This window comes from bacterium (genome assembly GCA_023382385.1).
Classification (GTDB): Bacteria; Electryoneota; RPQS01; order RPQS01; family RPQS01; genus JABWCQ01.
Map to the genome: position 1 here is coordinate 491,991 of JAHDVH010000002.1, position 25,380 is coordinate 517,370.

The window sequence follows — 25,380 nt, forward strand, 5'->3', positions numbered from 1 at the left end:
TGCAAAAAACGATGCACAAAAAAACCGCAAGAATCGTCTTTGCGGTGAAGGTGAATGTTGCTTTGTTCAGGACGGCCTCCCTTCTTATTGGGAGAACCCCTCGGCAGAAGCGCGGAGTTGCCGATACACCATCAGAATATACGCCGTCAATCCGGTCAAGTCAAGCGATTATTGCAGGACTCTCAAATTTGTGACATAAAACAGTATTACAATCACTTGGAGAACCTCTTTGCCGATCACTCCTTCCGAAAATACACCTCGAAAACTGTGCCTTGTTTCGCATACGTCACACGCAACGGCCACTCGGCGGTGTCCGGCAGCATGCGGAATTTGCGAGAGTAACTATTCTGTTTCAATTCGCCGTTCACCAACTCTGTTGCAAACAGAAGCGAGTCCCCTCTCACGCTATAGTATCCCCCTTCCGTGTAGTCATCCCCCGTTTCCTGATCCGCGCGCGGCGCAAGCCGATAGAAGTAACGGTAGCTTGAGTCCGCGCGCAGATCGAGAGCCATGTGCTGCAGGTTGAGGAAGTTGATGGAGTTCGCGTTGGCATACCACGTGGCTGCAAGCGAAGGCGGCTGCTGAGTCGTCGCTCTTTGACACGCAAAGAAAAGCAGCGATATCAGAAGCACTCGCATCATTTGAGCAGAATCACCCTCTGCGAGTGCTTTGTATCTCCGGCGCGAGCCTGCAGCATGTAAACCCCACTGGGTAATCCCGAACCGTCAATTTCGAATTCAGTTCTTCCTGCGGAGAAATATTGGCCGTAAAGCATGACTCTTCGCCCGCGAATGTCATACAAACTCAGTTCCACTTGCATGCCGCGCGCAAGTTCAAGGGGAAGGCGCGCTGTATTATTAAAGGGATTGGGATACAGGGGTCGAAGGGAAAAATCCTGCGGCAACGGGAGCGGCGCGACTTCTCCACTTGCAAGTATCACGGTCTCTGATGTCACGAAGATCGGTTCGTGGGACTGAGTACTGTACATGGCCATAAAGGCGTTCGTCTCCGGCAAGTTGTGTGCTGCGAGGTAATTCACCAAACCCGGCTGCACAGTCTGAAACAGCACAGAAACGGTAACCGTCGCGGAGCGCGGCAAACGATAAGTCACGATGTCGCTTCCGCTGCCTTCCGCGCCGCCCACTCGGTTGAAATTGGTGTCCGAGGGCGGCACGCCGTAGACGGCGACACTGTCATACGAGAGATGTTCGCTCGTAAACATCAATGGCGGCAGACGATTGTCCTTGGGATGCGACACAGCGCGCAGCAGCGTCCATGTCCGCCGGCCTTGGTCATCTCCCATCACCGCTTCGTAAACCTGCACCTGACTCTCTTCGGAAATCACGTCATGATGAGGTTCAAACGGATCGTCGTAGCCGATGATTTCGCCCTGATCGTTCCACGCCCCTGATTCGAAAATCACATTTCCCGTGTCGTCTTGTGATCTCACATGCAGCCACATCCGGCGGAGCGGGATTCCCGTTGGCAGCTTGTGTCCCGCCAAATTTGTAACTGTGACCTGCAGAATCGTCGAATCGCCGTCATGCTCTGCGTGCAAATCGAGCGCACATGTCTGAGTTTGCAGGTTTCTTTGCGTCTCGGCGATGGTCGTGTCAAACTGCGCCGCCAGCGCGGTCACACCCAACGTTTGTGCATGATCACGCAGTAGCCGCAGCATCGTCACATTGGCGCCGACAAACAAATGCTGAAAGTAGGGAGAGCGCAATTCCTGATGCCACGGCGGCACGAGTGCGATGTCCTGTGGGGAAGTGGAGACGCGCATATGACAAGCCTGACAGCTCACGTTTCCTGCTTGCCCGTAGAAACTGTTCTTCCACTCGATGTAAGGCGTCTGCTCAGGGAACTCGCCGATGATGTTGCCTTCCACGTCGAGGGAAGGAGTGAAAAGCGTATGACACGTCGCACACAGCTCGGCGTCGTTCGTGTGTGCACCGAGCACCGGAGTGTATCCCACATTGTTAATCATCGGGGCCTGCAAGGGATTTGCATACGGCCCGAAAATGAGCCGCTCATCTGTAATCTCGTAGCCCCCGCTGTAGCTCGCCGGCTCGCCAAGATTGTCCGGTTGGACCTGGTGACACACGGTACAGCTCACACCGTCGCGCGCCAGCGGATCGCTCGGCAGGGCGGAAAGGTCATAATGCTCAAAACCGTCATACCGAACTTGAGTGTGACCGATCGGCACATGACAGACGGTACAGCGCTGTTGAATCAGCGCAGAATGCTGCGGGAAAGCTGCAAGCTCGGTGGCCACTTTCGCCCGCCAGAACGGGTCTTTGGAGCTGTTCGCCATCATCGTTGAGCGCCACTGCGTGATTGGAGATATGTCCGTTCCGTTCTCGGTCATAATATTGCCGTTCGAAACATGGCACATCTGGCAATTCCCCGAACCGGAAAACAGCGTGGTCGTGTGTGTCGGCAGATTTTGGGCAAAGAGCTGGCCGGACAGCAACCAAACAACAAATAGAATTAATAATCTCATAACTATATACCTGAGTTTCCTCCATTATAAGAGAAATTCCCAAACAAGCAATTTGCTGCGAATTCGCTGGAGACAAAAGAGGCAGCCTACGCGGCTGCCTCTTGAGCAATAGTGATTTTTCGTTACTTCTGAAGCACCATCCGGGCCGTCTGTGATTTGCCGTTGCTCTCCACTTTCGCAAAGTAGCTTCCTGAACTCCAGCCGCTACCATCGATAGGCAGCGCGTGCTCGCCTGCACTGAGCGAATGCCGGGAATTCAAAACCGTTTGACCCATCCCATTGAATACGCGCAGAGAAACCGTCGCAGGTCGCGACAGCGCAATCGGCAGAATGGTCGTCGGGTTGAAGGGGTTCGGGTAATTCTGGCCGACGGAGAACTCGGTCACGAGCGGCGCCGGTTCGCGCGCCGAAACAGCGGCATACGTCAACTCCAATGCCCACGACTGGATCGAACCGACATCCTGCGGCGCATTGTCCGTCACGCGCAGAATCCATGTGCCTGCCGACGAGATTTGATCAAACAGCGTCAGAGCCTGATCCGGTTGATAGCGGCCGGTGAACGGTGGACTGCCGTCACAGATGAACTCCGAGGCCTCGTCGTCAAACACGGTCGAAATGTAGTTATTGCCCGACAGTCCGCATTGATTGGCCAGTCGCACGACGTCTTCGTTAGGCGCTTCGAGATAGATTCTCAGGTCCTGGTCAAACGTATGATGAATTGTGACGATGACATTGACATCTATGATATCGTAGGCGTCAAAGATCTCCATGGCCGACTCGGCGATGCCGCTCGGACCGTCCGGGATGGAAACCGGAACATTGGTCGCGGAATACGTGATGGTCGTGTCGGCTAAAGCGGACGCGTTCCATGTCACGAACACGAAGAAGACTAAGTAAACCGATTTCGATGCCATATTGCCCTCCAGGAAACAATATGAAATCAGTTGCGAAACTGAAAGGGGCGGCACGCTTTGCGCATGCCGCCCCTCAATCGTTACTTGACCAGCACCATGCGTGCGGTCTGCACTTCGTTTCCGGCCATTACCTTCGCAAAATAGCTGCCGCTGCTCCATGCGCTACCGTCAATCGGAAGCTCATGCTGTCCCGCGCCAAGCTCCACACTATACTCATACACCACCTGGCCCGTTTCATTGTATACCGTCAGCTGAATCGACGTCTGCTTGTCAAGCTGAATCGGCAAATTCGTCGTCGGGTTGAACGGATTCGGATAGTTCTGAGACAGCTTGAAGCTCTCCGCCACCGGACCGCGCACGGGGCCGGCGTCAACGGTTCCTGTATTCGTGTAGCTGACCACTCCCGTCGTGTAGTTCGGACCCGTCGCATCATAATTGGAGAAACTTGCACCGCGTCCGGTAGCTTGCGTCAGCCACTGATATTGCCAATCTTCTGTGGTATCCCCAATGGGCGTGCCGTTGAAGTAGACCGTGAAGTAGCCGTGACGCGTCACTCGCAGCGCGGCTTCGGACCACGCCGGTGTCGTCAATGTTCCCCAGCCGTCTACGGTGTAAATCGCGCTATCCACATTTGTGGTTGTAAAACCAGGCATCAGTTCTACGGTCATGCGCAGCACACCGGTCCATGTCGTGCCGTTGGTGCACGGGAACCGCACCACCAGAACATCCTGATCGGGATCTTGAACGTACGGCACGGAGTCCGTCGTCACCGCGAATCCGAGAAAATACAGGCCGTCGGACGCCACTCTGTAGTACGAAAACTCAAGTCCGTTGTCGTAGGTTTGGCAGAGCGTCGCATTCGGGAATAGATCATAGTAAGGGGTTCCGACAGGCGAGATGTACATCTGAACATCCCAGGGGATATAGTTGAATCCTGAGATGTTCCAAGTCTGGTTTCCGCCCGAACCGGGGCTGAAACTTACGTCGGCATCGGTCTCGAAACTCACGACGGTCGTGCCTGCGGACGGCATGTGGTTCTGATTGACCGTGATTTGAGCGATTGCACCGCTGACAAGCAGTGCGGACAACACAATTCCTAACAAGGCTTTCATGGTTTTCTCCCTCTTTGGGTTATCTGACTAAGCTTCAATCTTCTCGATATTCGCACGTGGCAGCAGGACGATTTCGTTGCTATTTTCGAGTTTTACCTTTAAGACTCGGACTTTCGCCTCGGTATCCAACGCGGTAAGTTCGGGCGGCAGGTCTTCCACTGTGCCGATCTGACCGAACCACGGCTCGCGAATGATGCGCACGACATCCCCCTTTTCCAACCCCGACGGTTCATGCGCATCCGGTTCGTGATGCGTCACGTCCTTCTTCGCAATGATAATCTCAGGCCGCATGACGCCCGCGCGAATCTGCGTCGCGCCCGACACAGAGGCATTGTGCCCTTCATTACGCTTCAGGAGCTCAAATGTCCGCCGCGCCATCGTGATTCTTCCGAAACCCTCCGTCAGCACGAGCGTGACACCAATCTGCTCCCCGCCCGTGATCGCAACACCCTGCTCATAACCCAACAGCTTCTTCAAATCCAGGCTGTCGAAGCCTCCCACCACCAGCGCGGCGGCACCTCCCGCAATCGCTTTCTTTACAGCTTCCAGCGTCCCCAGCGCACCTCCGACCAGCACTTTGTGCTTGCAATCTGAAGGTATCTTGCTCTCATCCGTCACTTCATCCGGCGATTGCGCAATCATTTGAATCGTTCCGTAAGTCTCTCCGCCGATACCGAAAATCCCTTGAATGAACGTTCCGACGGCCTGCACTTCCACGCCTTCCTGCGGAAAGATTTTCGTGACTCTGCCCTCAATATACGATTCGATCTCGACCGGAATGGGCGGGTCACGCAAGATCAACTGCCCCGTTATCTCTGAAACCGCTTCGAGCGAACCTGTTATCGGTGACTTCAATTTATTCTTGAACAGGCCGAAAAAAGACTTTGCTTCGGCAATGACTTGATCCTTCTCGATCTTGTCGCCCTCTTTGACAATCAGTGCCCCGCGCACATCGCCCGGCAGGACGCCAAGCAGGTTTGCCGCGTTCAGCGGAGTCACGTTGCCCGGCAGATCCGTGCGTGCCACGACTTGCTCTGCGGCCATATGCTCGCCGACGTGAACCGTCACGTTGCCGCGCAGCGGCAGGATTCTGTCCTTCGTAATCAGCGTTGTTTCCGACACCCGAAGTCCGGGCGTAAATGATGTTGCCATTGCTCTCGCTGTTGTTTATCTTCAATTACTCAAATTCAAAGTCGTGTCGTCTGTTACTTTGGCTCGGTGAATAACTCACGGAAGAAGGCGCGCATCTCTTCCATCGAAGCCTTGTCCGCCTCTTCATTATAGGCGACGCCGTTCAGTCCGGCCTTGTCCGCATTGGGATTCGTGAAGGCATGCACCGCGAACGGATACGCGACAAACTTGTAATTCACCTTGGCCTCGTCCATCTCCTTCTTAAAGGCATCAACCTGCTCGGCAGGCACAAACGGATCGTCCGCGCCGTGCAGGACCAGCACTCTGCCTTTAATGTTCTTCGCGGTCTCCGGAGTCGGGTTGCTCAAATTCCCGTGAAAGCTCACGATGCCGTTCAGATCCGCTCCGCTGCGCGCAAGTTCGAGCGCACACGTCCCGCCGAAACAGAATCCGATTGCCGCCGTCCGCGACGCATCCACATTCGGCTGCTTCAGCATCTCATCGTATGCGGCTTTGGCAAGCTTGGCAAATAGGCTGCGGTCCTGATAAAATGGTCCGGCCAGCGCTCCGGCCTCGTCTGCCTTGGTGGTCGAAACGCCTTTGCCAAACATATCGGCGGCAAACGCCACAAAACCGAGATTGGCCAATTCACGCGCCCGCTGTTTGGCGTAGTCGTTCAAACCCCACCATTCATGAAACACAAGCACTCCGGGGCGGATCCCCTGCTGCTGCGTATTCCAGGCCACATACGCCTCGTAAGTCTTGCCGTCGACTTGATATTCAACATACGTTGACGAGACCGACGCGGCCGCCATGGAAACTCCCAGCATGAACAGGATGGAAAAAGCAAGTGATTTCACTTCGATACCTTTCTTGACTTCGACTTGACGGCTTTTGTTGCACTCTTGCGCTTTGCCGATGCGGATTTCCCTTTCGCGCGCTTAATGCAATCCTTGATAATCTGTTCGGCCTGCCAGCGATCCTGCCAGCCAATAGATGAAACGTGCTTGCCTTCGAGCTCCTTGTACACACGAAAGAAGTGGTCCATCTCACGCAGAAAGTGCGGCGGAACATCCGACAGACTGTGATATGTCTCAAAAGTCGGATCCGTCACGGGCACGGCAAGCAGCTTTTCGTCGCTGCCTTTCTCGTCTTCCATCATCAGCACGCCCAGCGGTCGCGCGGCGACGACACAGCCCGGAAACGTCGGAGTTTTCACCAACACGAGCACGTCGAGCGGATCACCGTCTTCCGCCAGAGTGCCCGGCACAAAACCGTAGTCTCCCGGATAGTGCACCGGTGAAAAGAGTGGCCGGTCGAGTACGATCGCTCCGAGGTCACTGTCGTACTCATACTTATTGCGATGGCCGTATGGAACTTCCACCACAACGTAAATTTCATTGGGAACGCGCCGCCCGGACGGCAATTCATGGAGCTTCAAGGATGGTCCTGGTTTTATAGTTGCGGCCGCTTCGGCACACGATGAGGTAATCCCATGCCGCGCAGGAGTGCGCCTTGCACTTCACCGCAGATTTGATTAATCATTTTCAGTCCGCCGGAGTCTTTGCGCAATGCCACGCGCAGCGGACGTTCGCCTGCCGGCATCTCCACGACACGCAGCATCATTCCCGTCACCTCGTGCGGATCCGGCGCCATTTCGCTCCGCAGCATCTCCACCACATTGTTATGCACACGCTGCGCTTCGTCCGTTTCAATCGGATACTCCGCGACCCGCTCTGCATCGTCCGGAGTCAGAATACTCGCGCGAAACTTGGTCGGAAACGCTCCCGGCTGCAGGATAGTCGAATCAATCCCGTGAGTCGTCAATTCATAAGACAGCGATTCGGCGTAGGCTTCGAGCGCGTATTTGCTTGCGCAGTAAGCCGACATGTACGGCAGCACCGTCCGCCCCAGTCCGCTCGAAACATAAATGAGTAACCCGCGTCTCCGCGCCCGCATCTTGGGCAGCACCGCGCGGTTCAGACGATGCACGCCGATCAGATTGACATTCATGATGTGCTCAAGCTGCTCCGCTGTGCTGCCTTCCGCCACGCCATTCACGCCGAGTCCCGCGTTATGCACGACCACGTCCAATTCGGAGTGAGCGTGGATGTTGTCTACCGCGCGTTCGACGGACAGCTCATCCGTGACATCCAACTCGATCACATGCACGTTCGGCAAAGCGGAAAGTTCGGCGGCGATGCTCTGATTTCGCTCGCCCGGATCGCGCATGCTTGCGAATACGGTATGACCCGCCTGCGCAAAGTCCTGCGCGGCCAGCTTGCCGAAGCCGGACGAACAGCCCGTAATCAACACAACCGCCATGCTACTTCGCCTTTCGTTCGGGGATCACCAGCGAGAGAATCACCGAGGTGGTCAGCACTCCCGCCACCACGCCGAGCGACCAGCCGATCGGAATCGCATACGCCGTGTGTCCCAACAGCATTTTCACACCAACAAAGGTCAGCACGATCGACAGCCCGTACTTCAGGTAACGGAACTTGTGCATCACCCCCGACAGTGCGAAGTAGAGTGAGCGCAGTCCGAGAATCGCGAACACGTTGGACGTAAACACCACGAACGGGTCACGCGTGACGGCGAACACCGCCGGAATCGAATCCACTGCAAAAATGACATCCGAGAGTTCCACGACCAGCAAGGCGACCATCAGCGGCGTCGCGTGGCGGACGCCGTTTTCCATGACAAAGAACTTTTTCCCGTGATACTTCGTCGTCACCGGCATGAACTTGCGAAGCATCCTGACCGCCGGATTCTTCTCGGGGTCCACGCCGTGCTCGTCCGTCACCGCCATCCGGATTCCCGTGAAGATCAGAAACGCACCGAAGACGTAAATGATCCATTCGAAATTCTGGATCAGCGCGGTCCCGACTCCGATCATGATCCCGCGCATGACCAGCGCGCCGATGATTCCCCAGAACAGCACGCGGTGCTGATATTCCGCGGGAACCTTGAAGTAGGAAAAGATCAGAATGAAGACGAATATATTATCGACCGAAAGCGATGCCTCGATAATGTACCCGGTCAGAAACTCAATGGCGGTGCGTTCTCCTTTCCACCACCAGACAAACCCGCAATAGCTCATGGCCAGCAGAAACCAGAACACCACCCAGCCCATGGCTTCCTTGTGGTTTACTGCGTGCGGCCGTTTGTGGAAAACTCCGAGGTCGAGCAGCAATAACGCCAGAATCCCGACCGTGAAGATTACCCACTTAATGGTTTCGAATTCAAAGCTCATGTAGTGAGCGGGACAACCTCACAATATTTGTTAATCTGTGCTGCACATGCTCGTTTGTCCCGGACACATGTAGCGCGTTGGATTATAGGATGAGTTTTCGTCTTCAAGATTCAGCCAGCGATCTCCGAGGTCACCGATGCGGCCGTCGCCATCGTAGTCCTCGTCGTGCGCTTCGGCCCAGTCTTCCGTGCCGGAGTCCGTCGGCCCCAGACCGGACGGCGTTGAGTTGCTCGCATCACACGTTGTGATCAAGGTGAAGCCACAGTCTCCGCGCGAGTTGCATTGGCCGGCCAGCGCAGTTTGTGCGCTTCCCGCTTTACAAATGTCGAGGAACACGATCACTTTCACGCAGGGCGGAAAACGCGACAGCCACGTATTCAATTCGGAATACTTGAACCAGCCCCAGCCCGTCTTGCCCGGTTCATAAATGGTAACCGTCCCGCTGTCGCCGTGTGCGCAGATATATAAGAAGAACTCGTGGCAACCTGGATCGCCATCGCACGGACATTCAAACTGAGTGGCGAAGTTCTCTATCGTTCTCCGTAACTGACCTGCCAGATCCCCGTTGGTCGCGAAGTATCCCGGAAGCGTGTTCTTGGCGTATTGGCTGATGCGCGTGACCGCAAAGCCGTTGTCCGTCAGGAAAGTGTTTACCAGATTGGCGTTGTCCGCCATCGCACCAGCGGAGAAGCCCTCCTTGCCCCACATGTCGCTCCATTCGCCGCCGTCAAACACAAACCCGATCTTCTTGCACGGCGCGTCCAGTCGTCCCGAAGGTTCGACGCGCTCTTGCCGGATCGGCCCGCCTAACGTATCCGCAGGCTTCCCGGGTGTCTCCATGTCATGCAGACTGCCGCCGCCTGTTCCGAAGCGAAAACTCACGCCCTCCAGCGTCTCTTCAGCAGTCTGCGCAAACGGACTCTCTGCCCCCGAAGGCAAATCCACAAACATCGGCCAGCGCGCGTCAACATGTCCCACGCTGCCTGACTCCGTCGCCACCCACGCGTAACGCACCGGATGCGACCAACTCATCAGTCGCTGATCATTGATAAAGAATCCGTACATCGCGCCGCTGTGATTCGGCAGCGTCAGCACCGCCGCCGTGTCATTCAACGTGTCCGGCACGAACTCCCGCAATACCGTCCCGCTCGGCAGCGGCCCGACCACAAACACCTCGGCACTTGCATCAATCTGCAGACTGTCCAACAGAATCTCTGCGGCCCTCCGCACTTCGGTGGGCAGGCCACCTGATCCGCTGCTCTTGTCATCTTCGCACGACAGCACCAGCAATATGCCTGCTAATCCCAGGACTCCCCACAGAATCTTTCCCATGATTCCTCCCCTGATTTGCGTAGAACTATTGAACAATCACAACATGAAATCTGTTCCGGAAGCGCACGGCCCCGTCCGCTCCGATGAACGGCGCACTGGCCTGCCGCATCGTTTCGCGCACCAGCTCTTCGCCCAGCACGCTGACGGAATAGCGCGTCGCACCCGTTCCCGCCTGCGTCCCCCAGAATACATCGAAACTCTCAAACTCCCGTGTCAAGTCAATATCGTCCGACTCGACCACCCGCAATCCTGCACGTGCAATCACTTCGTAGAGTTTTTCCGGAGGCGACAGCGAAAACGGCCCTTCGACTTGCGGCGGGTCCTTGAACAGCTTACGCACTGCCGCGCCCACTGTTGCGAATTCGGAATGTTCCGCCGCTCCAAAACAAACAACACCTGTCTTCGCGCCCGGCTTTGCCACCCGCGCAAATTCGCGCAGAGCGTTTTCCGGCGTCTCGGTGAATTGCAGCGAGTTAACTGCAATGACTGCGTCAAAGGTGTTGTCCCCAAACGGCAGATTCTCAGAGTCGGCCACAACAAACTCGCCCTGTGGCACTCGCTCTTTGCACAGCTCCAGCATTTCACGGGCGACATCTGTTCCCGTCACACGCGCACCGCGTTGTGCGGCAAGTTCAAGCGCTCCCCCCGAACCGCAGCCCGCATCGAGCAAATGCACCGCGTGTCCGTTCAGCACTCGCTCAAGCACCCACTCCGCCAGCGGCAGGCTGTACGCTTCGTGCTTCTCCCGCCACAGCCGCGCACTCGGCCCCCAGAAACTCGCCTGTCGTTCGCCTGAACCCATTATTTCGGATTCACCGCTTCAAACTTCATCACACGCTTGCCGTCCCGTGTCAGCCACATCCCGTTGTCACCTTCGAATTTGTAGCCGTTCACCACCGCAAGCTCCCGCAAAAACGGTTCTTCTATCTTCATCGCTTCCGGGCACATCATCTTGGTCGAAGCGAATCCACTAAAGGACACTTTCTCGCCCTCAATTGTATACTTGCAGCCAAAACGGTTGCAGCCTCCGCTGCCCGTCATCTTGTCCGAACGCGCCGCCAATGTGATATACGGTTCAGTCCTGAATTCGTCCGTCACCGTAATACTCTCGCCGTTCATCTGCACGAGCTTCCAACGCTTATTGATGAGCGTCGGTTCCGCGCGCTTCTGCGGTTTCACTTGCGCCGCAGTATCCGTCGGCAACGTTGGCCGTTCGGCCACCGGTGCGGGAACCGCCGTCGTGGTATCCGGCACAGCCTCCTCGGGCTTCTTCAAACAGCTTGTGTCCGGACGCATGTTCAGAATCTCTTCTATCACCACACCCGCGTGCACGCGTCCGTCCGTCGTGTCGTTTTCCATCCGGCCGCGAAATTCCACATAGGTCGGCGCGCCGTTCAGCCGCATACTGACGTAAGCCCGCTCCACCTCCAGCCAATCCCCCTTGAACTTCACGACATACTGCTCGTTCGTCGCGCAGTCCACCAGCGACGCCGCATCCGCCATGTAACGAAGCATCCCGCTCATCGGCACCGCTTCCGCCTGATGCTGCTTCTTCAGCTCCCGCGCTTCGCGCGCCTTCTGACAACCGAAGAACAGAACCGCAAGTGAAAGGAATATGAGAATTGTCTTCATAGTATGGAGCGAAAGGCCTTCCGCCCGAGCTGTGTTTTGGTGCTGCGGTTCCCCGCTGGCTTCAGGAATTCCTGCGGCGCGCATCTTCAACAATCTTGCGCAACTCCTCAACGGTCAGCATTTCACGTCCTCGATGTATCATACGGTGGCAGTTGGAACATAATAGAGCAATATAGTCCTTTACTGAGGCCTCGTCACTCAGATCTATTTCCCTTGCGCCGTTTGAGAGCGGGTCGATATGGTGTGCTTCGATGAAGTCTCTGCCTAGTTCACCGTAGGCTTCTTCAAAGGACATTTTGCAAGCTTGACATCGAAGTTTGCCAGCACTATCTCGTAGTGCGATCTCAATCGCTAAACGCCGTATTCTTGAATCTCGTTCGCGCCGATCTACCTCTATTCTTTGTATAGCACCCTCGCAACATGCTCCAAATGATCCTTCTGCATGTAATTCTTGCTCTGCTATTTGTTCAATTGGAGCTTGCGTCACAACCGCTGTCGAGTCGGGAGCCTCGTCTGCGATCTTCTTAACGCGTGTGCGCGCCACTGAAATTGACCAGAAATGTTCAGCCAAGGCCTCGGGCGACGCAAACTCCTTGAACCTGGACGAATGCTTCCAGTTCTTTGACTTATCGTACTTCCGAAGCTTCTTCGCTGGATCATATCGCTTATCTTGATAGCCTAACATCTCCCTCAATTCACTCCACTTGAGGTCGACGAAACTTGACTCAACAAGAACAATGTTGGGGTATTCATCTGTTTTCCATAGCTTCATCGAAAGACTTTTCGACTCTAAGCACGGACTTAATATCCTGCAGCACCATGGTACTTCAGCTACTGCCTCAATACCATTCTCTATCTTCATGTTTCGTATCAAGAACAGGTAATCGCCTGGGTCTGCCTTCGCGATTTCTCCCCCTTGGTCCATCGTTGATCCCCAGATCTGAAAGGAGTCAACAGAAAAGTCTTTCAATGCAGACTCAATACGGATCAGCATACCAGCCGACACTTGGTCCGCTATGTCCGCCATTGTAAACTGACGGAAACTATCGTTCCTGCCATTTGTAATCGAGCAAGCGACATTCCATTGCCCCTTTTTGCCGATGGACTGATAAAATATGGACATTTGATCCCCCCTACTTCCTCACCGTCGCCACACCGTGGTCGTCCGCACCTTCCAGAATGAAGTCCTGAATCTTCGTCCACTTCTGAATCTTCGCCACGCGATTCTCCGTCTGCGGCGACAATTCAAGCGGACGCCCGCGCGTGTCGATAATCAATCCGACAACCCCGCCCTGCAGCGTCGCTTCGATTTCCTTGCCCGCGCCCGCGCCGACGTCAAAACCTTTTTCAGGTTTGATTTTCGCCTTGATTTCCTGTCCCGGTCCAAGCGGATAGAGATTCAATTCACCGAACGGCACGCTTTCATTAAACGTCTGTCCGTTCGGCAGCGTCCCCGTCACCGTCACACACGGCCGGCCTTCCTTGCCCTTGCCCACCGGACACACGCACGTCCCCAGCCGCACCAGACAGTCCTTCTCGAACACCTGAATCGCGGCCTCTTCGTGCACGCTCGCCAGCACACCCAGATGCGGCATCATGAAAATCGAGTCCACCGCAAGCTCCGTCACACCCTCCGGCTGAAATGCGTCAATCATCATATGCGCGGCCTGACTGCGGCGCGGCGCGTGCGACAGCACTCCGCCCGACCCCACGATGATATTCAAATCCATCATGTTCACTACCGTCTCGCCCGAACCGGTCTGGTCGAAGGTGTCGGAAATCGTCCGCTCCTGCTGAATACCCTTGAGTGATGTCGCGAAATTCTTATGCTGAACAAACGCCAGCCGCAATGCTTCTCTGGCGATGGCCTGCTCGATCTGCAGCTCCTGCTTCGTCTGCGGAATTGTCGTCGGTCGAATCATCTTGTTCGCGATACGGTTGCGCAGCTCCCGCTCGTCAATCTCAAACGGCACCCAGCGTAGGATATTCTCGATTCCCGCTTCGGCCAGCACGTTCATCACCGAATAGCTCATACCCAGATTCGCCGACACCGTGCGGTTGAACACCGTCTCGCGCGTCTCCGTTCCCGGCACTCGGAAAATCGAAAACACGTCCGTCGTCGCGCCGCCGATGTCCACACCGACCAGCGTGATGTCCCGCGCCTTCGCCACCCGCTGCATAATATCTCCCACCGCGCCCGGCGTCGGCATGATCGGAGCATCCGTCCACGCCATCAGCTTGCGATAGCCCGGCGCCTGCGCCATCACGTGCTCCATGAACAGGTCGTGAATCGCATCACGTGCCGGACCGAGATTCTCACGCTCGAGCACCGGACGCAGATTGTCCACGATCAGCAAATCCACCTCTTCGCCGAGCACGCGCTTGATTTCGTCGCGCGCCTCTTTGTTGCCCGCATAAATCACCGGCAGCTTATACGACGAACCCAAACGCGGACGCGGTCGCGCGGCTTTCAGGAGTTCCGCAAGTTCAATCACGTGCTTCGTCGTCCCGCCGTCAATTCCACCCGAGAGCAGAATCATGTCCGGACGCAGTTTGCGAATCCGCTCAATCTTCTGATGCGGCAGCCGTCCGTCGTTCGAGGCCATCGTGTCCATCACAATCGCTCCCGCGCCAAGCGCCGCGCGCTCCGCCGATTCGGCGGTCATCGCCTTCACCACACCCGACACCATCATCTGCAATCCGCCGCCTGCCGACGACGTCGAGATATACGTGTCGCAGCCGCGGTCGCCCGTTTTGGTTTTGATGATGCCGTCTTTCTCGGTGAATTCGCGCCCCATGATTTCACCGATTTCCGATATTGCGTTGAGCACGCCCTTCGTCACGTCCTCAAACGGCGCTTCTACGGTCGTCGGCGCCTCGCCGCGACACACCAGCCGGTACTCATCTCCCTGCTTCTCAATCAAAATGGCTTTCGTCGTCGTCGAACCGCAGTCCGTCGCCAGAATCGTCGTAATCTCGGAAGGTTTCTTTGTGCTCATTACTCAATCAGTTTATGGTGAAAATGAAAAATCCAAACAGTAAGTCCCTAACTCCTCGGCCACACCCGTTGTCCCGTCTCCTTCTCCTCGACCAGAATCGCCAGCATCGGGCAGGCGTGCGCCGCAGCCAGCACCCCCTCGTCGTCGAGCGTCTCCGGATCAATCACCTGTGCTTGACGCTCTGGATCCAGCCCGAAAATATCCGGCGCTTCCATCATGCACAGTGTCGAACCCACACAGCGGTTCTTGTCTATCGTAATCTTGTATTTGGACATAGTCGGCAGAGATTGAAAAAAAAACTTGGATTATGCGTGGTGCGCCACCGGACACGTTGCCCAGCTGACCGGAAACTCGTTTAACGCGCGCGACACAATCGCCGGCTGATATTCCAGCATGTTCGCTTCCAGCGTCGGCAGATCCATTCTTTCCGCCATGATGCGGAACGTCTCCGCGGCTTCCATGCGCGCCAGCGGCCCGCCGATGCACACGTGAATGCCGTGCGCGAACGCCACATGCGGATTCGGATTGCGCGTGATGTCCAGCTTGTCGGGATTCGCAAAAATCTCCGGATCGCGGTTCGCTGCCGTTAACGCCAGCAGCAGCCGTTGATCCTTCTTGACCAGCTTGTCGCCCACCATAATATCTTCCTTCGCCCAGCGCACCGTCGCCTTCACCGACGTGTCGTAGCGCAACAGTTCTTCCACCGCGCTTTCCGCTAAACTCGGGTTCTTCTTCAACAGTTCCCACTGATCCGGATTCTGAATAAAGGCCAGCGAACCGTTGTTGATCAGATTCGTCGTCGTCTCGTGTCCGCCGAACACCAGCAGAATCGTCGTGGAAATCACTTCGTCGCTGCTCAAAATCCCCTGCTTCTCCGCTTCGGTGAGAATGCTGATCATATCCTCTTTGGGATTCTTTCTGCGCTCCTCGACCAGCGGCGACAGGTAGTTCACGAACGACGTGATCCCCTCGCACGCGATCTCGCGCCGCTTCGGTTCGTCCGCGCGAATGAAGAACAGCAGTCCGATCTGCTCCGACCAATACTTGATGTCGTCGCGATCCTTGTCCGCTTCGGGAATCCCCAGCATATTCAAAATCACCGTCAGCGGAATCAGATACGAGAACTCCTTCACCATATCGTACTTCTTGCCCGCTTCGATCCGGTCGATCACCGAGTGCACGATCTGCTGAATGCGCGGCTTATATTTCTCCAGCGCGAACGGCGTCATGTGCGGATTCAGCAAACGTCTGATCCGCGTGTGATCCGGCTGATCCTTGAAGATAAACCAGTTGGCCAGCACGTCGAAGATCGGCTTGAAGCGCACTTCGTCGCCCGGCCGCATCTCTTCGCTCAAGTATTTGATTCGCTGCGATGACCACCCCGCCGGATCGCGCAGCACTTTCACGATATCGTTATACCGCGTGAGCACCCAACCGCCCCACTTCTCGTTCCAATAGACCGGATCGTGCGCGCGCAGGTGATGGTAATACGTATGCGGATCGTTCATCACGTCCCGCGTCATCATGTCGTTGAAATACTCAGTCGTGTGCATGCTTAATTATCCAAAATGAAGTAAGAATCAAGAAACTGCGAACGCCGACACCTTGTAACCTGAACTGCTTCTCTGTCATCCTGAGCGAAGTGAAGGATCGCGCCAACGCAGGCAACCACTTCACGCGCATCCCAACCAACCAATCCAGTCGTCATCCTGAGCGCAGCGAAGGATCTCTCTGCTTCCGTTCTCCCCCTAAATCTGTCTTCAGATTTGGGGGACCAGGGTGTTTCTGAAATTCTGTCATCCTATGTTGGGATGTATTCAAGGGACGCAACCATCAGAAGCTCACACCACCCAACTCAAACAGTCGTCATGTTGAACGTAGTGAAACATCTCTCTGGAGAACCCCAGAGAGATTCCTCACCACGCCAAGCCTTCATTCAGAATGACGACAAGATGATTGTTCGCCGAGCCGAGTTAGGTCTGCGCAACTTGGCCGAAATCTAGTTCCGAATCTAGCGCCCGCTTTCGCGGGCAAAGTCCCCCAGGCAAATCTCAAGCGCATGCGCGGCGGCAGGTGTCTTCACCTGCCTCGCACTCGTTATGCGCACTCTTGACGGCCCGCTAAGTCTTCGGTGGGCGAGTTTCTTTTCTTTCTGTTTGGTAATTATCCAAAAAACTCTTACATTGGCGAATCGAGAGTCTATCGTGGCAAAAAGGAGTCGGATAGATTTTATTTCGGTAATATTGGAAATGCGCGCTGAATTATAAGTTTATAAATCATAAATATTTAAAACTATCTTGCCGATGTCTTACAGAGATTACTGATTTAATATCTGACTGATCAGAAATAATTCGCAGGCCTCCTCGGTTCTTGCAATTCGACATAGATGTTCATAGTAACAACAGTATTTACAAATATTTGCATTTAGATAGATTTTGAGTTACGTCACTTGACAAAGCGTACGTTTGAACCTATATTCAGAGAATTTCGGTTGGTCAGATAAAATAAAGGAGAAGGCAATGTCGAACGATTCGCTTCCACTCGAGCTTGGTGGTGTTAAAAAGCAACGGGAAAGGTCACGTAACCATCCAGGCATCAACCTTGAGCGCGCTCTTGAGTTCTTGGCGGAGTTCAAGGTAAAAGTTGGATCCAAAGCAACTTCGCGAAACTCGATTGCACACGTTTTTGGAGTTTCGCCATCGTCGGGGGCATTTTCTACAAAAATAGCAGCTTGCTATCAATACAATCTACTCGATGGGCGTGGAGAAGGTATTGCTATAACAGCGCTCGGCAAGCGTATGCTACATCCACTGTCGCCAGAAGATAAACAAGCCGCAATCATGGAGGCATTTCGTTCACCTGACTTGTACAGCCAGCTCATTGCTGACTATGCAGGTGATAAGTTGCCAACCGAACTCGCAAATCTATTGTTTCACAACTACGATATTTCAGAATCTGCGAAGGAAAATGCGGCGAGGTGCTTTGTTGAGTCTGCAAGGTTCGCTGGTTACTTGGATGCCAACGACAGACTAATTGCCCAAGACACGAAGGCCGTAAGCATTGTCTCTAAGGACTCTGAGCAATATCAAGATGCCGTTATTGTTGACGAGCGAAATGAACCAACTGAATCGAGTCGGGTTTCTCATAGTGGTCAGAATATTACCCTCGCTGTGACAGCGGGTAGAAAAGTAACATTACTTCTGCCAGACGAATTAACGGAGGCGGACATTAAGATTCTGAAAGCCCAACTCGATGTAATTGGTCTACAGATCCAGCTTAACAAGGACTTGTCATCGTTGACTGAGTAGTTTTCCAAGGTGGGCGCCGACCCAGCAAACTCCCTTCATTTCCATTCACAGGCTGGCCAGCCGATGACAAAGGGAGGTTCCAAATGGAACAGCCGCCGAAAGCCGGATATGTACTGATCTACTGTCGCTACATTGTCCGGAAGGGTAGAAGAATCTACCCGAAGAATGCGCGTTTTTTCCGTTTCTGGGTCAAGCCCAAGAAGCAGAAGTAGCGTAGTGGTCGTGCGCCCACCTTGGTTTTTTCAATGAACTCAGAGCAACTTCATTCTAAGTGCTTAGAACAAGTATCTGCATTAGATACGAGACAAAATCATGTTGCGGCCCAACTGCTGCAGTCTCCCAGAATAACAATCTCCGCAATCAACTCGTCCGCAATCGGCCCCGGTCCAGAGGGCATCTTCGCCACCAGCCCAATCGCCCACGCGCCATGCGCAATCGCAAGCTCCGCTTCCTCAACCGATGCAATGCAGCAAATCTTGACGCGCGTCACGCGGCTACTTTCCAAACATCGTCCCCGGATTCAATTCCGCCAGCGCATCCCAATACGGACTCTTGCGCAATTGCGCGTGCAGATCCGCCAGATACTGCTCTTTCCCCAGAATAAACGGCGGCCAGCCCGTGTCCAGCAGTTCCAATCCGAGCCTTGCGTTCCCCGTGTAAATCATCTCCACAAAGTAACGATGAATCACCGCCATCGACGCGGGCATGAACTCCTGATCGATATGCGGCCCGTAATCTTTCCACGCCTTGCCATCCCGCGTCTCCCGCAGCATCCGTAGCACTTCGGATGCGTCAGGCTCCGGCGCGCGCATCAATTCCGGTGCGGCCTTGAATCCCGTGCGCGACGCTTCCAGCACCACCGCCGGAATCGGCGACTCACTGTGCGGCAGCTTCCAATAGTCGAGCGTCAAATCCCCTGCCGTCACGTCCCACTGCCGGTCTCCGTCGCGGTCGCCCCACGCGCCCGGATGATCGATCGTGTCAATCACCTCAAAATTGAATCCAAGCGACAGCACGTAGTGCGCCAGACAGCAATGCGCACCGCCCGAATACGTCTCGACGATCACATCCTGAATCTTATCTCCCGTCAGGTCTTTCGGCATCTTCAGCGAGTCCTGATCGAGCACGCGCACGATGTAGTCGCTGATACTCCACACGCTCTTCTCCCGCTTCGTCACGGTAAGCTCTTTCATCACTCCGTCGGCAGCCGGCGCAATCGTGAAGGTGTGGTCGCCAATCGTCCTCACCATCAGCGGCTCGGCGGCGAGTACGTGCGCGCTGATCAGGCAACACACTAAAACTATGAGCATGGTTCAGATCCTTTCGGTCCAAAACTCGCATACACGAGGCCGTCCTTGCCCGTCACGTCCGTCGTTTCCCACTTCGCTCGTGCCGCCCACTCGCGCACCACGATATTGCGCTCCGTCTGCGAAAGCGCATAGAGCTCTTCCAATGCGGCGCGCGTCGGCTTTGCGCCGAACGCAGCCTCATACAAATCCGCAAAGCTATACTGACAATGTGAAGACATAAGGGGTGAGGGCAACTACTGGAGACCGGAACCGCACGCTGGACAATCCCTTAAATACCTTATCTCCATAGCCTAAAAAAATACAAATTTGTCCGCCTATAGTCAATCAAATCGCTATGCTAAATTACAGCGCAAAGAGAAGTTTACGTCTCCCCGGAACACCCTTCGCACATGCAGCCTGACTCAAATCCGCCCCCGATTCGCTATCCTCAAATCCTTGCTTGAGCAGTTTCAGGATTCTCTCTTTTTCAAGTATATCCTAAATACAACAAACTAACTATCTCCAGCAATTTCAACCGCAACCAGCTTAATAACAAAAATATAAGTAGTTATCTCTAAACACCTGTTTTCCTATAAGCCTCAAGAAGAGGCATACCGCCTCTCTTTCGCCTCCAAATTCGTAAATTCAATATAATATAAATGAAATATTTTCAAAAAATAAAATATCAATCTGGTACTTGATAATTGAACAAACGGGCAAATAAGCCCCGTTGAAACAATGACTTGTGCTTTTTATGCGGAATCCTCTTGACAACAGGCACTTTTTATCATACATTATTGCCGTCCTCAACAACGGAGCCTCTCCATGACCCCTCTTTCCGATTCCCCCCTTTCCCAAGCCCTCGAACTCCTCTCCAACCCCACCACTCTCGATCTCGATGAAGTCGCCCGTCAACTTGAACTCGCTACTCTCGAAAACGCCGCCCTGCGCGGACTCCTCAGCCTCTATGAAGATGAACTCCGCCGCGAACTAAGCGGCAAACTCGAACTCGCCGGCTTCCTGCCTGCCTGTCCCGACCCGCAAACCGCCCTCACCTTGAGCGGCGAGCAGCTTCTGTCCGCCCGCCGCCACGCTTCCCTCCTCTTTAACCAAGTCTTTCAACTTGCCCCCATCGCCCGGAGCGCTACTCCTTCCAAAACTCCCCGCGTGCCCACCGACCTGCTGCTCCGGTCAGGCCTCGGCACAACCTAACACTCCCTACTCTCTCGCTTGCAGTCTTGCCTCAACTGACTTGCGTCGTCATCCTGAAGGCCGTCGCGGCCTGAAGGATCTCTCTGGCATCCATCCTCACACCTCACTCCTCCAACCCCACTCTCATTATGCCCACTTCTTTCCGCATCGACAATGACGGTGCAGGATCCAATCTCCTGCTCACCTTCGAAGTAGACACCACCTCCAACAAAGACTTCACGTGGAGCGATTTGGACTCCAATCTCACCGCCGCCGCGATGGCCGACCATAACAAAGTTGGAATGGGCGCCGCCGGATCTCGCTTGATTGGCAAAGTCATTTCCGTCTCTGAAGCCCTCGTCAGCGGCACCGCCGTTCCGCAACTCTGCACCGTGCAGGTCACCGGCGTCGCGCGCTTCCTCTATTCCGGCACAGCACCCGCCGTCGGACAAAAAGTCGAATGCGACGGCACCGGCAAAGTCCGCCGCGCCACCACCTCCGCCGATGTTCCGACGGGCGGCACCACTCATCGCGGCCTCGTCATCGCTGTCGACACCACCGCCACCACCTGCGACGTCCTGCTCGACGCATAACAACCCTTCCCCGCCGTTGTGCGTCTCCTGACCCGCAAAGGCAACCACTCCACAACAAGAAATTATGACCCTCGACTTTTCCCAAGCCTACTCTCTCCGCGACAAAGTGCAGGAACACTCCCGCAGCGGAAACCTCGCCCTCTATTCCGAAGCACAGGAACGCGGCATGACCTTCTCCGAACTCCTTGAAGAGTTCGACCCCTCGCCGCGCAAACCCGACGGACAACTCGATACTCCGCTCGACGCCTTCGAACGTCAACTCTTTCTCGCCGACATCACCTTCACCGGCCGCAACGCCGCCACGCTCGAACAGTTTCTCTCCGGCCCCGGCATGATTCTCGCCCCCGAATACGTCTCGCGCGAAATCCGTCGCGGCTACAAAATGGTGCAGGACCCCGAAGAACTCGTCGCCGCAGTTGTTCCCGAGCGCGGCCCCACCGTCACACCTATCTACATCAAAACCGATTTTGCTAAAAAGCCGCAGCGGCGTCACGATCACGCCGCCTACCCTGTGGTCAAACTCGCCTACCGACAGAAAGAAACCGCGATGATTGACCGCGGGCGTCAGTTTGATTTCAGCTACCGCATTCTCAAAAACCAGAAGCTCGCCGAGTTCCGCGTCTTCCTCTGGTGGATCGGCGCGCAGCTTGCGGCGGATGAAGTCTCCGAAATCTACAACATCGTCGTCAACGGTGACGGCACCTCGCCCGCTCCCTCAAACTCCTTCAACGGCTCCGGCGGCACCTTCGCCTACACCGACCTCGTGCATCTCGCAATGGCCTTCGATGGTCCCGCGCGCATGACGCACCTGCTCGGCGCGAAGTCCGACATCGAAGTCGTGTTGAAAATCAACGAGCTGCAGGACGCGCAGGCCTTTCAAGGCGGAGCCTTCGCCAACACCGGAGACTACCGCACCTTCCTTCCGCTCAACACACGCCTCGTCGCTGTCGAAGGAGCAACCGCCACGAAATTCGCCGCGCTCGACCATCGCTTCGCCGTCCGCGAGTCCGTCGCGCAACCGCTCCTGATTGAAGCCGAAAAAATCATCTCCCACAAACTCGAATCCGCCGTCGTCTCCAAAGAGTCCGTCTACACCATCATGGTGGACGAAGCCGTCGCCATGAGCGATTACTAAACTCTCCTCTGCGCGTCGTCATTCCATTCGAATGTCGTCCCCCGCTTCCCTCTGCGGAGGCGGGGGACCCCACCCCGCATCAACGCGGCGACCAAAACCCTTTTTCTGTGTCGTCATCCTGAAGGCCGTTGCGGCCTGAAGGATCCCTCCGGTCTTTCCAAACTCCCGCCATGAAATCTAATCTCGCCATCGCCCTCGCCAGTCAACCGCTCCTCTGCTTCACCTTCAGCGGCACGACCGGCTCCTCTTCTCAATATCTCCCCTCCGCAGGCGGCATCGCCGGCGACGGCCTGCCGCTTCCCTTGGACGGCACGCTGGTCAGCATCACCGTCTTTGACGGCTCCGACATCTACTCCGACATCGGTGACGTCACCTTTGCCGCGCACGACAGGCTCTCCGTCTACTGTCAGAATGACGGCGGTGTCTTCACCGTTCGTGTTCGCTTGAATGGCGTCTCCACCTCGCTTCGCGCCGAATCGGTCCCGCTAAGTTCCACACTGCAAGTCACCGTCGTCGTTGCCGTCAATCGCTTCTAAGGAGAACCCATGCCCTTCACCGACCTTCTCACTGTTCGCAAACACCTCGTCGCTTCCAACACTCCCGCGCTTCCCTTTGAAAACATCCCCCTGACACTCTCAGGCACAACACCCGTCCCCCTGCCGCAGGGAAATGTCCTCGCTTCGGTCAGCGTCAAGTGGCTCGCCTCCGAACTTCCCACGCTCGAACCCTCCGTCGTGCTCGTCAATGAAAACTGGGCCTCGCTTTCTTATGCGAACCTCGCGCGCGGCAGCGTCGTTGTCGCGAGCACCTTAAGTCTCGCGCAGGTCTTCACCGAAGAACACGACTACCGCGTCAATCATGAAGAAGGCAAGCTCAAACGCCTCGCTTCCGGTGCCATTCCCAATTCCTTCCCCGCCGTCGTCTGGTATGGCCGCTATCACCTCTTTGCGGAATCTTCAGACTTCGTTGTGGACTACGCCGCAGGCACCGTGCGCCGCGCCTCCGGCAGCACTATTCCCGACGGGGCGACCGTGCTCGTGGACTACATCGTCGCGCACGGCTCCGCCGAAGACGTGCTGATTGAACAGGCCATCGTCGAAGCCGAAGACGTCATCCTCCGCAGTTTGCGCGAAGGCTACTCCGCATCCTCCACCGACCAGGGCCTGCAATCAGGAGCCACCTACCTCGCGCTGCACATCGTCGCGCGCGGCATGGCCGCGCTGATGCTCACGCGCAATCTCGGCAGCGATGCCTACTCCCGCGCCCGCGAATGGCTTCAGCTTTCCGATAAATGGCACACCGCCGCGTGGAACGTGCTCGCACCCTTTGTCACTCCTCACTCTCTCCGTTCAACCCTTGTCGAATAACATGAATATCTTCACCGAAAAAGCCAAGCAGAAAGTGCTCGACACGCTTTACGATCTCGCCACCGAAGCCAAGAGCACCAACGTCTCCGCCATCAAACTCTATCTCGAACTCGCCGGCGACCAGTCTCCCGCCGAATCGCTCACCACCGAACAGGCTTTGGAAATCCTCCGTCAGGCCACGACACGCTTGGAGCCGGAACAGCAATGAACAAACATGACTTCAATGAATTGCTCCTCTGCTCGCGTTCGCCGTGGCGCTTCCTGACCTCACACGTCCAGACGCAGGACCCTGCGCACGGCACCCGCGCCTTTCCCGACTTCGACTACCTGCGTGAGCTGATTCACGCCGCGCAGACGCATCGCTATCTGCTGGTTCCCAAATCACGGCAGATGATGGTCACATGGAGCATGGTCGCGCTCTTTCTCTGGCGCGCGCTCTTCAAACAGCCCGGCGTCTATCTCTTCCTCTCGCGCAATGAACGCTGTGCCGAAGAGCTGCTCGAACGCGCGCGCTTCATCCTCAGTCATCTGCCCGCCGTGATGCGGCCCAAACTCGCCACCAACAACAAGTCCGAACTCGAATTCGCGGGACTGCATTCGCGTCTGCTCTCGCTGCCCGCCACTCCCGACGGCCCGCGCATGTATTCGCCCACCGCCGTCTTCTGGGATGAAATGGCCTTCACGCCCTTCGATTCGCACATCTGGACAGCCCTGCAGCCTGCTCTGCAGAGCGGCGGCTCTTTCGTCGGAGTCTCTTCATCCGGCGGCGCGCACAATCTCTTCGCTCGCATGATTTCCGATTGCGCGGCGGTGCCCGAAGCGAAGACTTCGCAGAACTTTCACATTCACCGCATCCACTACTCCCTGCACCCGCAGCGCGATGCCCGATGGAAACGCGACGCCGCGCGCGGACTCTCGCAGGCCGCGTGGGAACGCGAACAGGAAATCTCCTTCGACTCATCGGAAGACCTTGTCTATTCCGAGTTCGACCCCGTCGTGCACATTCTCAAAGATGAGTTCCATCCGCGCAAGGATTGGCCGCTCTACCGCTCGATTGATTTCGGCTATCGCAAACCATTCGTCCTCTGGCTGCAGCGCATCCCTTCCGGTGAATACATTGTCTTTTCCGAATGGGAAGGCCGCGACGCCACCACCGAAGCCATGCACGCCGCGCTGCTCCGCACAGACTTGCTCTTCGGTCTGCACGAATATGATTTCACGTGGACTTCCTGCGATCCTTCCGGTGCCGCCGCGCAGGACAGCGGCATCTCGCCTGTGGATTTTCTCGTTCGCAACGGCCTGAAGCTGCGTTTTCGCTCTTCCAAAATTCTCCCCGGTGTCGAACGCGTCAAATCCGCCCTGCGCGACGCCTCCGGCAAAGTGTCGCTACTGATTTCGCCGCGCTGCGAAAAACTGATCCGCGACCTCGCCCGCTATCGCTGGGCCGCCAACAAAGAGGAGCCCCTGAAAGACGGCGACTCCGACCATTCTCTCGATGCGCTCCGCTACTTCTTTGTCAACCTCGATGCTGCCGAAGAGCACTACCCCGCAACTCCGCGCGTCGCCAGACTCTAAAACAAAAGCGGCGCAGTTGCCCGCGCCGCTTCGTCAGCGTTCG

26 protein-coding genes and 1 pseudogene are annotated in these 25,380 nt (G+C 55.8%); 7 read left to right on the top strand and 20 right to left on the bottom strand.

Going from position 1 to position 25,380, the window contains the following annotated elements; all coding sequences use genetic code 11:
• Positions 1–236 precede the first annotated feature (236 nt).
• The 16 genes from KJZ99_06295 to KJZ99_06370 form a co-directional block, all read right to left on the bottom strand.
• Positions 237–641, bottom strand: coding sequence for a hypothetical protein (locus KJZ99_06295; GenBank protein MCL4305505.1), 405 nt, complete (start codon positions 639–641; stop codon positions 237–239).
• On the bottom strand, positions 638–2,503 hold the full coding sequence (locus tag KJZ99_06300; protein ID MCL4305506.1) for a T9SS type A sorting domain-containing protein: 1,866 nt from the start codon (positions 2,501–2,503) through the stop codon (positions 638–640). Before KJZ99_06300 ends, KJZ99_06295 begins: the two co-directional genes overlap by 4 nt.
• Positions 2,504–2,625: 122 nt before the next feature.
• Positions 2,626–3,417 carry a proprotein convertase P-domain-containing protein gene (locus KJZ99_06305; protein MCL4305507.1) on the bottom strand — a complete coding sequence of 264 codons (792 nt, stop codon included), beginning with the start codon at positions 3,415–3,417 and terminating at the stop codon, positions 2,626–2,628.
• An 80-nt stretch (positions 3,418–3,497) separates the two neighbouring features.
• On the bottom strand, positions 3,498–4,529 hold the full coding sequence (locus tag KJZ99_06310; GenBank protein ID MCL4305508.1) for a T9SS type A sorting domain-containing protein: 1,032 nt from the start codon (positions 4,527–4,529) through the stop codon (positions 3,498–3,500).
• Between the two features lie 27 nt (positions 4,530–4,556).
• The gene (locus KJZ99_06315; protein ID MCL4305509.1) at positions 4,557–5,681 is read right to left on the bottom strand and encodes a hypothetical protein; all 1,125 of its coding nucleotides are present in this window, start codon (positions 5,679–5,681) and stop codon (positions 4,557–4,559) included.
• 53 nt (positions 5,682–5,734) lie between these two features.
• The gene (locus KJZ99_06320; protein ID MCL4305510.1) at positions 5,735–6,520 is read right to left on the bottom strand and encodes a dienelactone hydrolase family protein; all 786 of its coding nucleotides are present in this window, start codon (positions 6,518–6,520) and stop codon (positions 5,735–5,737) included.
• A complete protein-coding gene (locus tag KJZ99_06325) occupies positions 6,517–7,101 on the bottom strand; it encodes an inorganic diphosphatase (protein ID MCL4305511.1) in 585 nt (194 codons plus the stop codon). Before KJZ99_06325 ends, KJZ99_06320 begins: the two co-directional genes overlap by 4 nt.
• A gap of 14 nt (positions 7,102–7,115) precedes the next feature.
• Positions 7,116–7,985: an SDR family oxidoreductase gene (locus KJZ99_06330; GenBank protein ID MCL4305512.1), complete on the bottom strand. Its 870-nt coding sequence runs from the start codon at positions 7,983–7,985 to the stop codon at positions 7,116–7,118.
• 1 nt (position 7,986) lies between these two features.
• Positions 7,987–8,916, bottom strand: a complete 930-nt coding sequence (locus KJZ99_06335) for a TerC family protein (protein ID MCL4305513.1) — start codon at positions 8,914–8,916, stop codon at positions 7,987–7,989.
• A gap of 30 nt (positions 8,917–8,946) precedes the next feature.
• Complete coding sequence (locus KJZ99_06340; protein ID MCL4305514.1) at positions 8,947–10,248, bottom strand: hypothetical protein; 1,302 nt, start codon at positions 10,246–10,248, stop codon at positions 8,947–8,949.
• A 25-nt stretch (positions 10,249–10,273) separates the two neighbouring features.
• Complete coding sequence (locus KJZ99_06345) at positions 10,274–11,050, bottom strand: methyltransferase domain-containing protein (protein MCL4305515.1); 777 nt, start codon at positions 11,048–11,050, stop codon at positions 10,274–10,276.
• Positions 11,050–11,880, bottom strand: a complete 831-nt coding sequence (locus tag KJZ99_06350; protein ID MCL4305516.1) for an META domain-containing protein — start codon at positions 11,878–11,880, stop codon at positions 11,050–11,052. The genes KJZ99_06345 and KJZ99_06350 overlap by 1 nt, the downstream gene beginning before the upstream one ends.
• A gap of 61 nt (positions 11,881–11,941) precedes the next feature.
• Positions 11,942–13,003, bottom strand: a complete 1,062-nt coding sequence (locus KJZ99_06355; protein ID MCL4305517.1) for an HNH endonuclease — start codon at positions 13,001–13,003, stop codon at positions 11,942–11,944.
• Between the two features lie 10 nt (positions 13,004–13,013).
• Positions 13,014–14,879 (bottom strand): glutamate mutase L, encoded by a 1,866-nt coding sequence (locus KJZ99_06360; protein ID MCL4305518.1) that lies wholly within the window; start codon positions 14,877–14,879, stop codon positions 13,014–13,016.
• A 47-nt stretch (positions 14,880–14,926) separates the two neighbouring features.
• Positions 14,927–15,154, bottom strand: coding sequence for a ferredoxin (locus tag KJZ99_06365; protein ID MCL4305519.1), 228 nt, complete (start codon positions 15,152–15,154; stop codon positions 14,927–14,929).
• Positions 15,155–15,184: 30 nt separating this feature from the next.
• Positions 15,185–16,432 (bottom strand): cytochrome P450, encoded by a 1,248-nt coding sequence (locus KJZ99_06370; GenBank protein MCL4305520.1) that lies wholly within the window; start codon positions 16,430–16,432, stop codon positions 15,185–15,187.
• Between the two features lie 966 nt (positions 16,433–17,398).
• Between KJZ99_06370 and KJZ99_06375 the strand changes: the two genes are divergently transcribed.
• Positions 17,399–18,187, top strand: a complete 789-nt coding sequence (locus tag KJZ99_06375; protein ID MCL4305521.1) for a hypothetical protein — start codon at positions 17,399–17,401, stop codon at positions 18,185–18,187.
• 349 nt (positions 18,188–18,536) lie between these two features.
• Here the strand turns inward: KJZ99_06375 and KJZ99_06380 are convergent.
• From KJZ99_06380 to KJZ99_06390, 3 genes and pseudogenes are all read right to left on the bottom strand, one after another.
• Positions 18,537–18,677 (bottom strand): annotated as a pseudogene (locus tag KJZ99_06380) (phosphoribosylanthranilate isomerase).
• Between the two features lie 4 nt (positions 18,678–18,681).
• Positions 18,682–19,497 carry a hypothetical protein gene (locus KJZ99_06385; GenBank protein MCL4305522.1) on the bottom strand — a complete coding sequence of 272 codons (816 nt, stop codon included), beginning with the start codon at positions 19,495–19,497 and terminating at the stop codon, positions 18,682–18,684.
• Positions 19,488–19,715 (bottom strand): hypothetical protein, encoded by a 228-nt coding sequence (locus KJZ99_06390; protein MCL4305523.1) that lies wholly within the window; start codon positions 19,713–19,715, stop codon positions 19,488–19,490. The genes KJZ99_06385 and KJZ99_06390 overlap by 10 nt, the downstream gene beginning before the upstream one ends.
• 586 nt (positions 19,716–20,301) lie before the next feature.
• On the opposite strand from KJZ99_06390, the gene KJZ99_06395 reads away from it, so the two are divergent.
• Positions 20,302–20,688, top strand: coding sequence for a hypothetical protein (locus KJZ99_06395; GenBank protein MCL4305524.1), 387 nt, complete (start codon positions 20,302–20,304; stop codon positions 20,686–20,688).
• Here KJZ99_06395 and KJZ99_06400 read toward each other — a convergent pair.
• On the bottom strand, positions 20,685–21,308 hold the full coding sequence (locus tag KJZ99_06400; protein MCL4305525.1) for a hypothetical protein: 624 nt from the start codon (positions 21,306–21,308) through the stop codon (positions 20,685–20,687). The genes KJZ99_06395 and KJZ99_06400 overlap by 4 nt on opposite strands.
• A 16-nt stretch (positions 21,309–21,324) precedes the next feature.
• Here KJZ99_06400 and KJZ99_06405 point away from each other — a divergent pair, with 16 nt between their 5' ends.
• From KJZ99_06405 to KJZ99_06425, 5 genes are all read left to right on the top strand, one after another.
• Complete coding sequence (locus KJZ99_06405; GenBank protein MCL4305526.1) at positions 21,325–22,395, top strand: hypothetical protein; 1,071 nt, start codon at positions 21,325–21,327, stop codon at positions 22,393–22,395.
• Positions 22,396–22,565: 170 nt separating this feature from the next.
• Positions 22,566–22,931: a hypothetical protein gene (locus tag KJZ99_06410; GenBank protein ID MCL4305527.1), complete on the top strand. Its 366-nt coding sequence runs from the start codon at positions 22,566–22,568 to the stop codon at positions 22,929–22,931.
• Positions 22,932–22,940: 9 nt separating this feature from the next.
• Positions 22,941–23,762 carry a hypothetical protein gene (locus KJZ99_06415; protein ID MCL4305528.1) on the top strand — a complete coding sequence of 274 codons (822 nt, stop codon included), beginning with the start codon at positions 22,941–22,943 and terminating at the stop codon, positions 23,760–23,762.
• 1 nt (position 23,763) lies between these two features.
• Complete coding sequence (locus KJZ99_06420) at positions 23,764–23,970, top strand: hypothetical protein (GenBank protein MCL4305529.1); 207 nt, start codon at positions 23,764–23,766, stop codon at positions 23,968–23,970.
• Positions 23,967–25,337: a hypothetical protein gene (locus KJZ99_06425; GenBank protein MCL4305530.1), complete on the top strand. Its 1,371-nt coding sequence runs from the start codon at positions 23,967–23,969 to the stop codon at positions 25,335–25,337. The genes KJZ99_06420 and KJZ99_06425 overlap by 4 nt, the downstream gene beginning before the upstream one ends.
• The last annotated feature ends 43 nt before the right edge of the window (positions 25,338–25,380 follow it).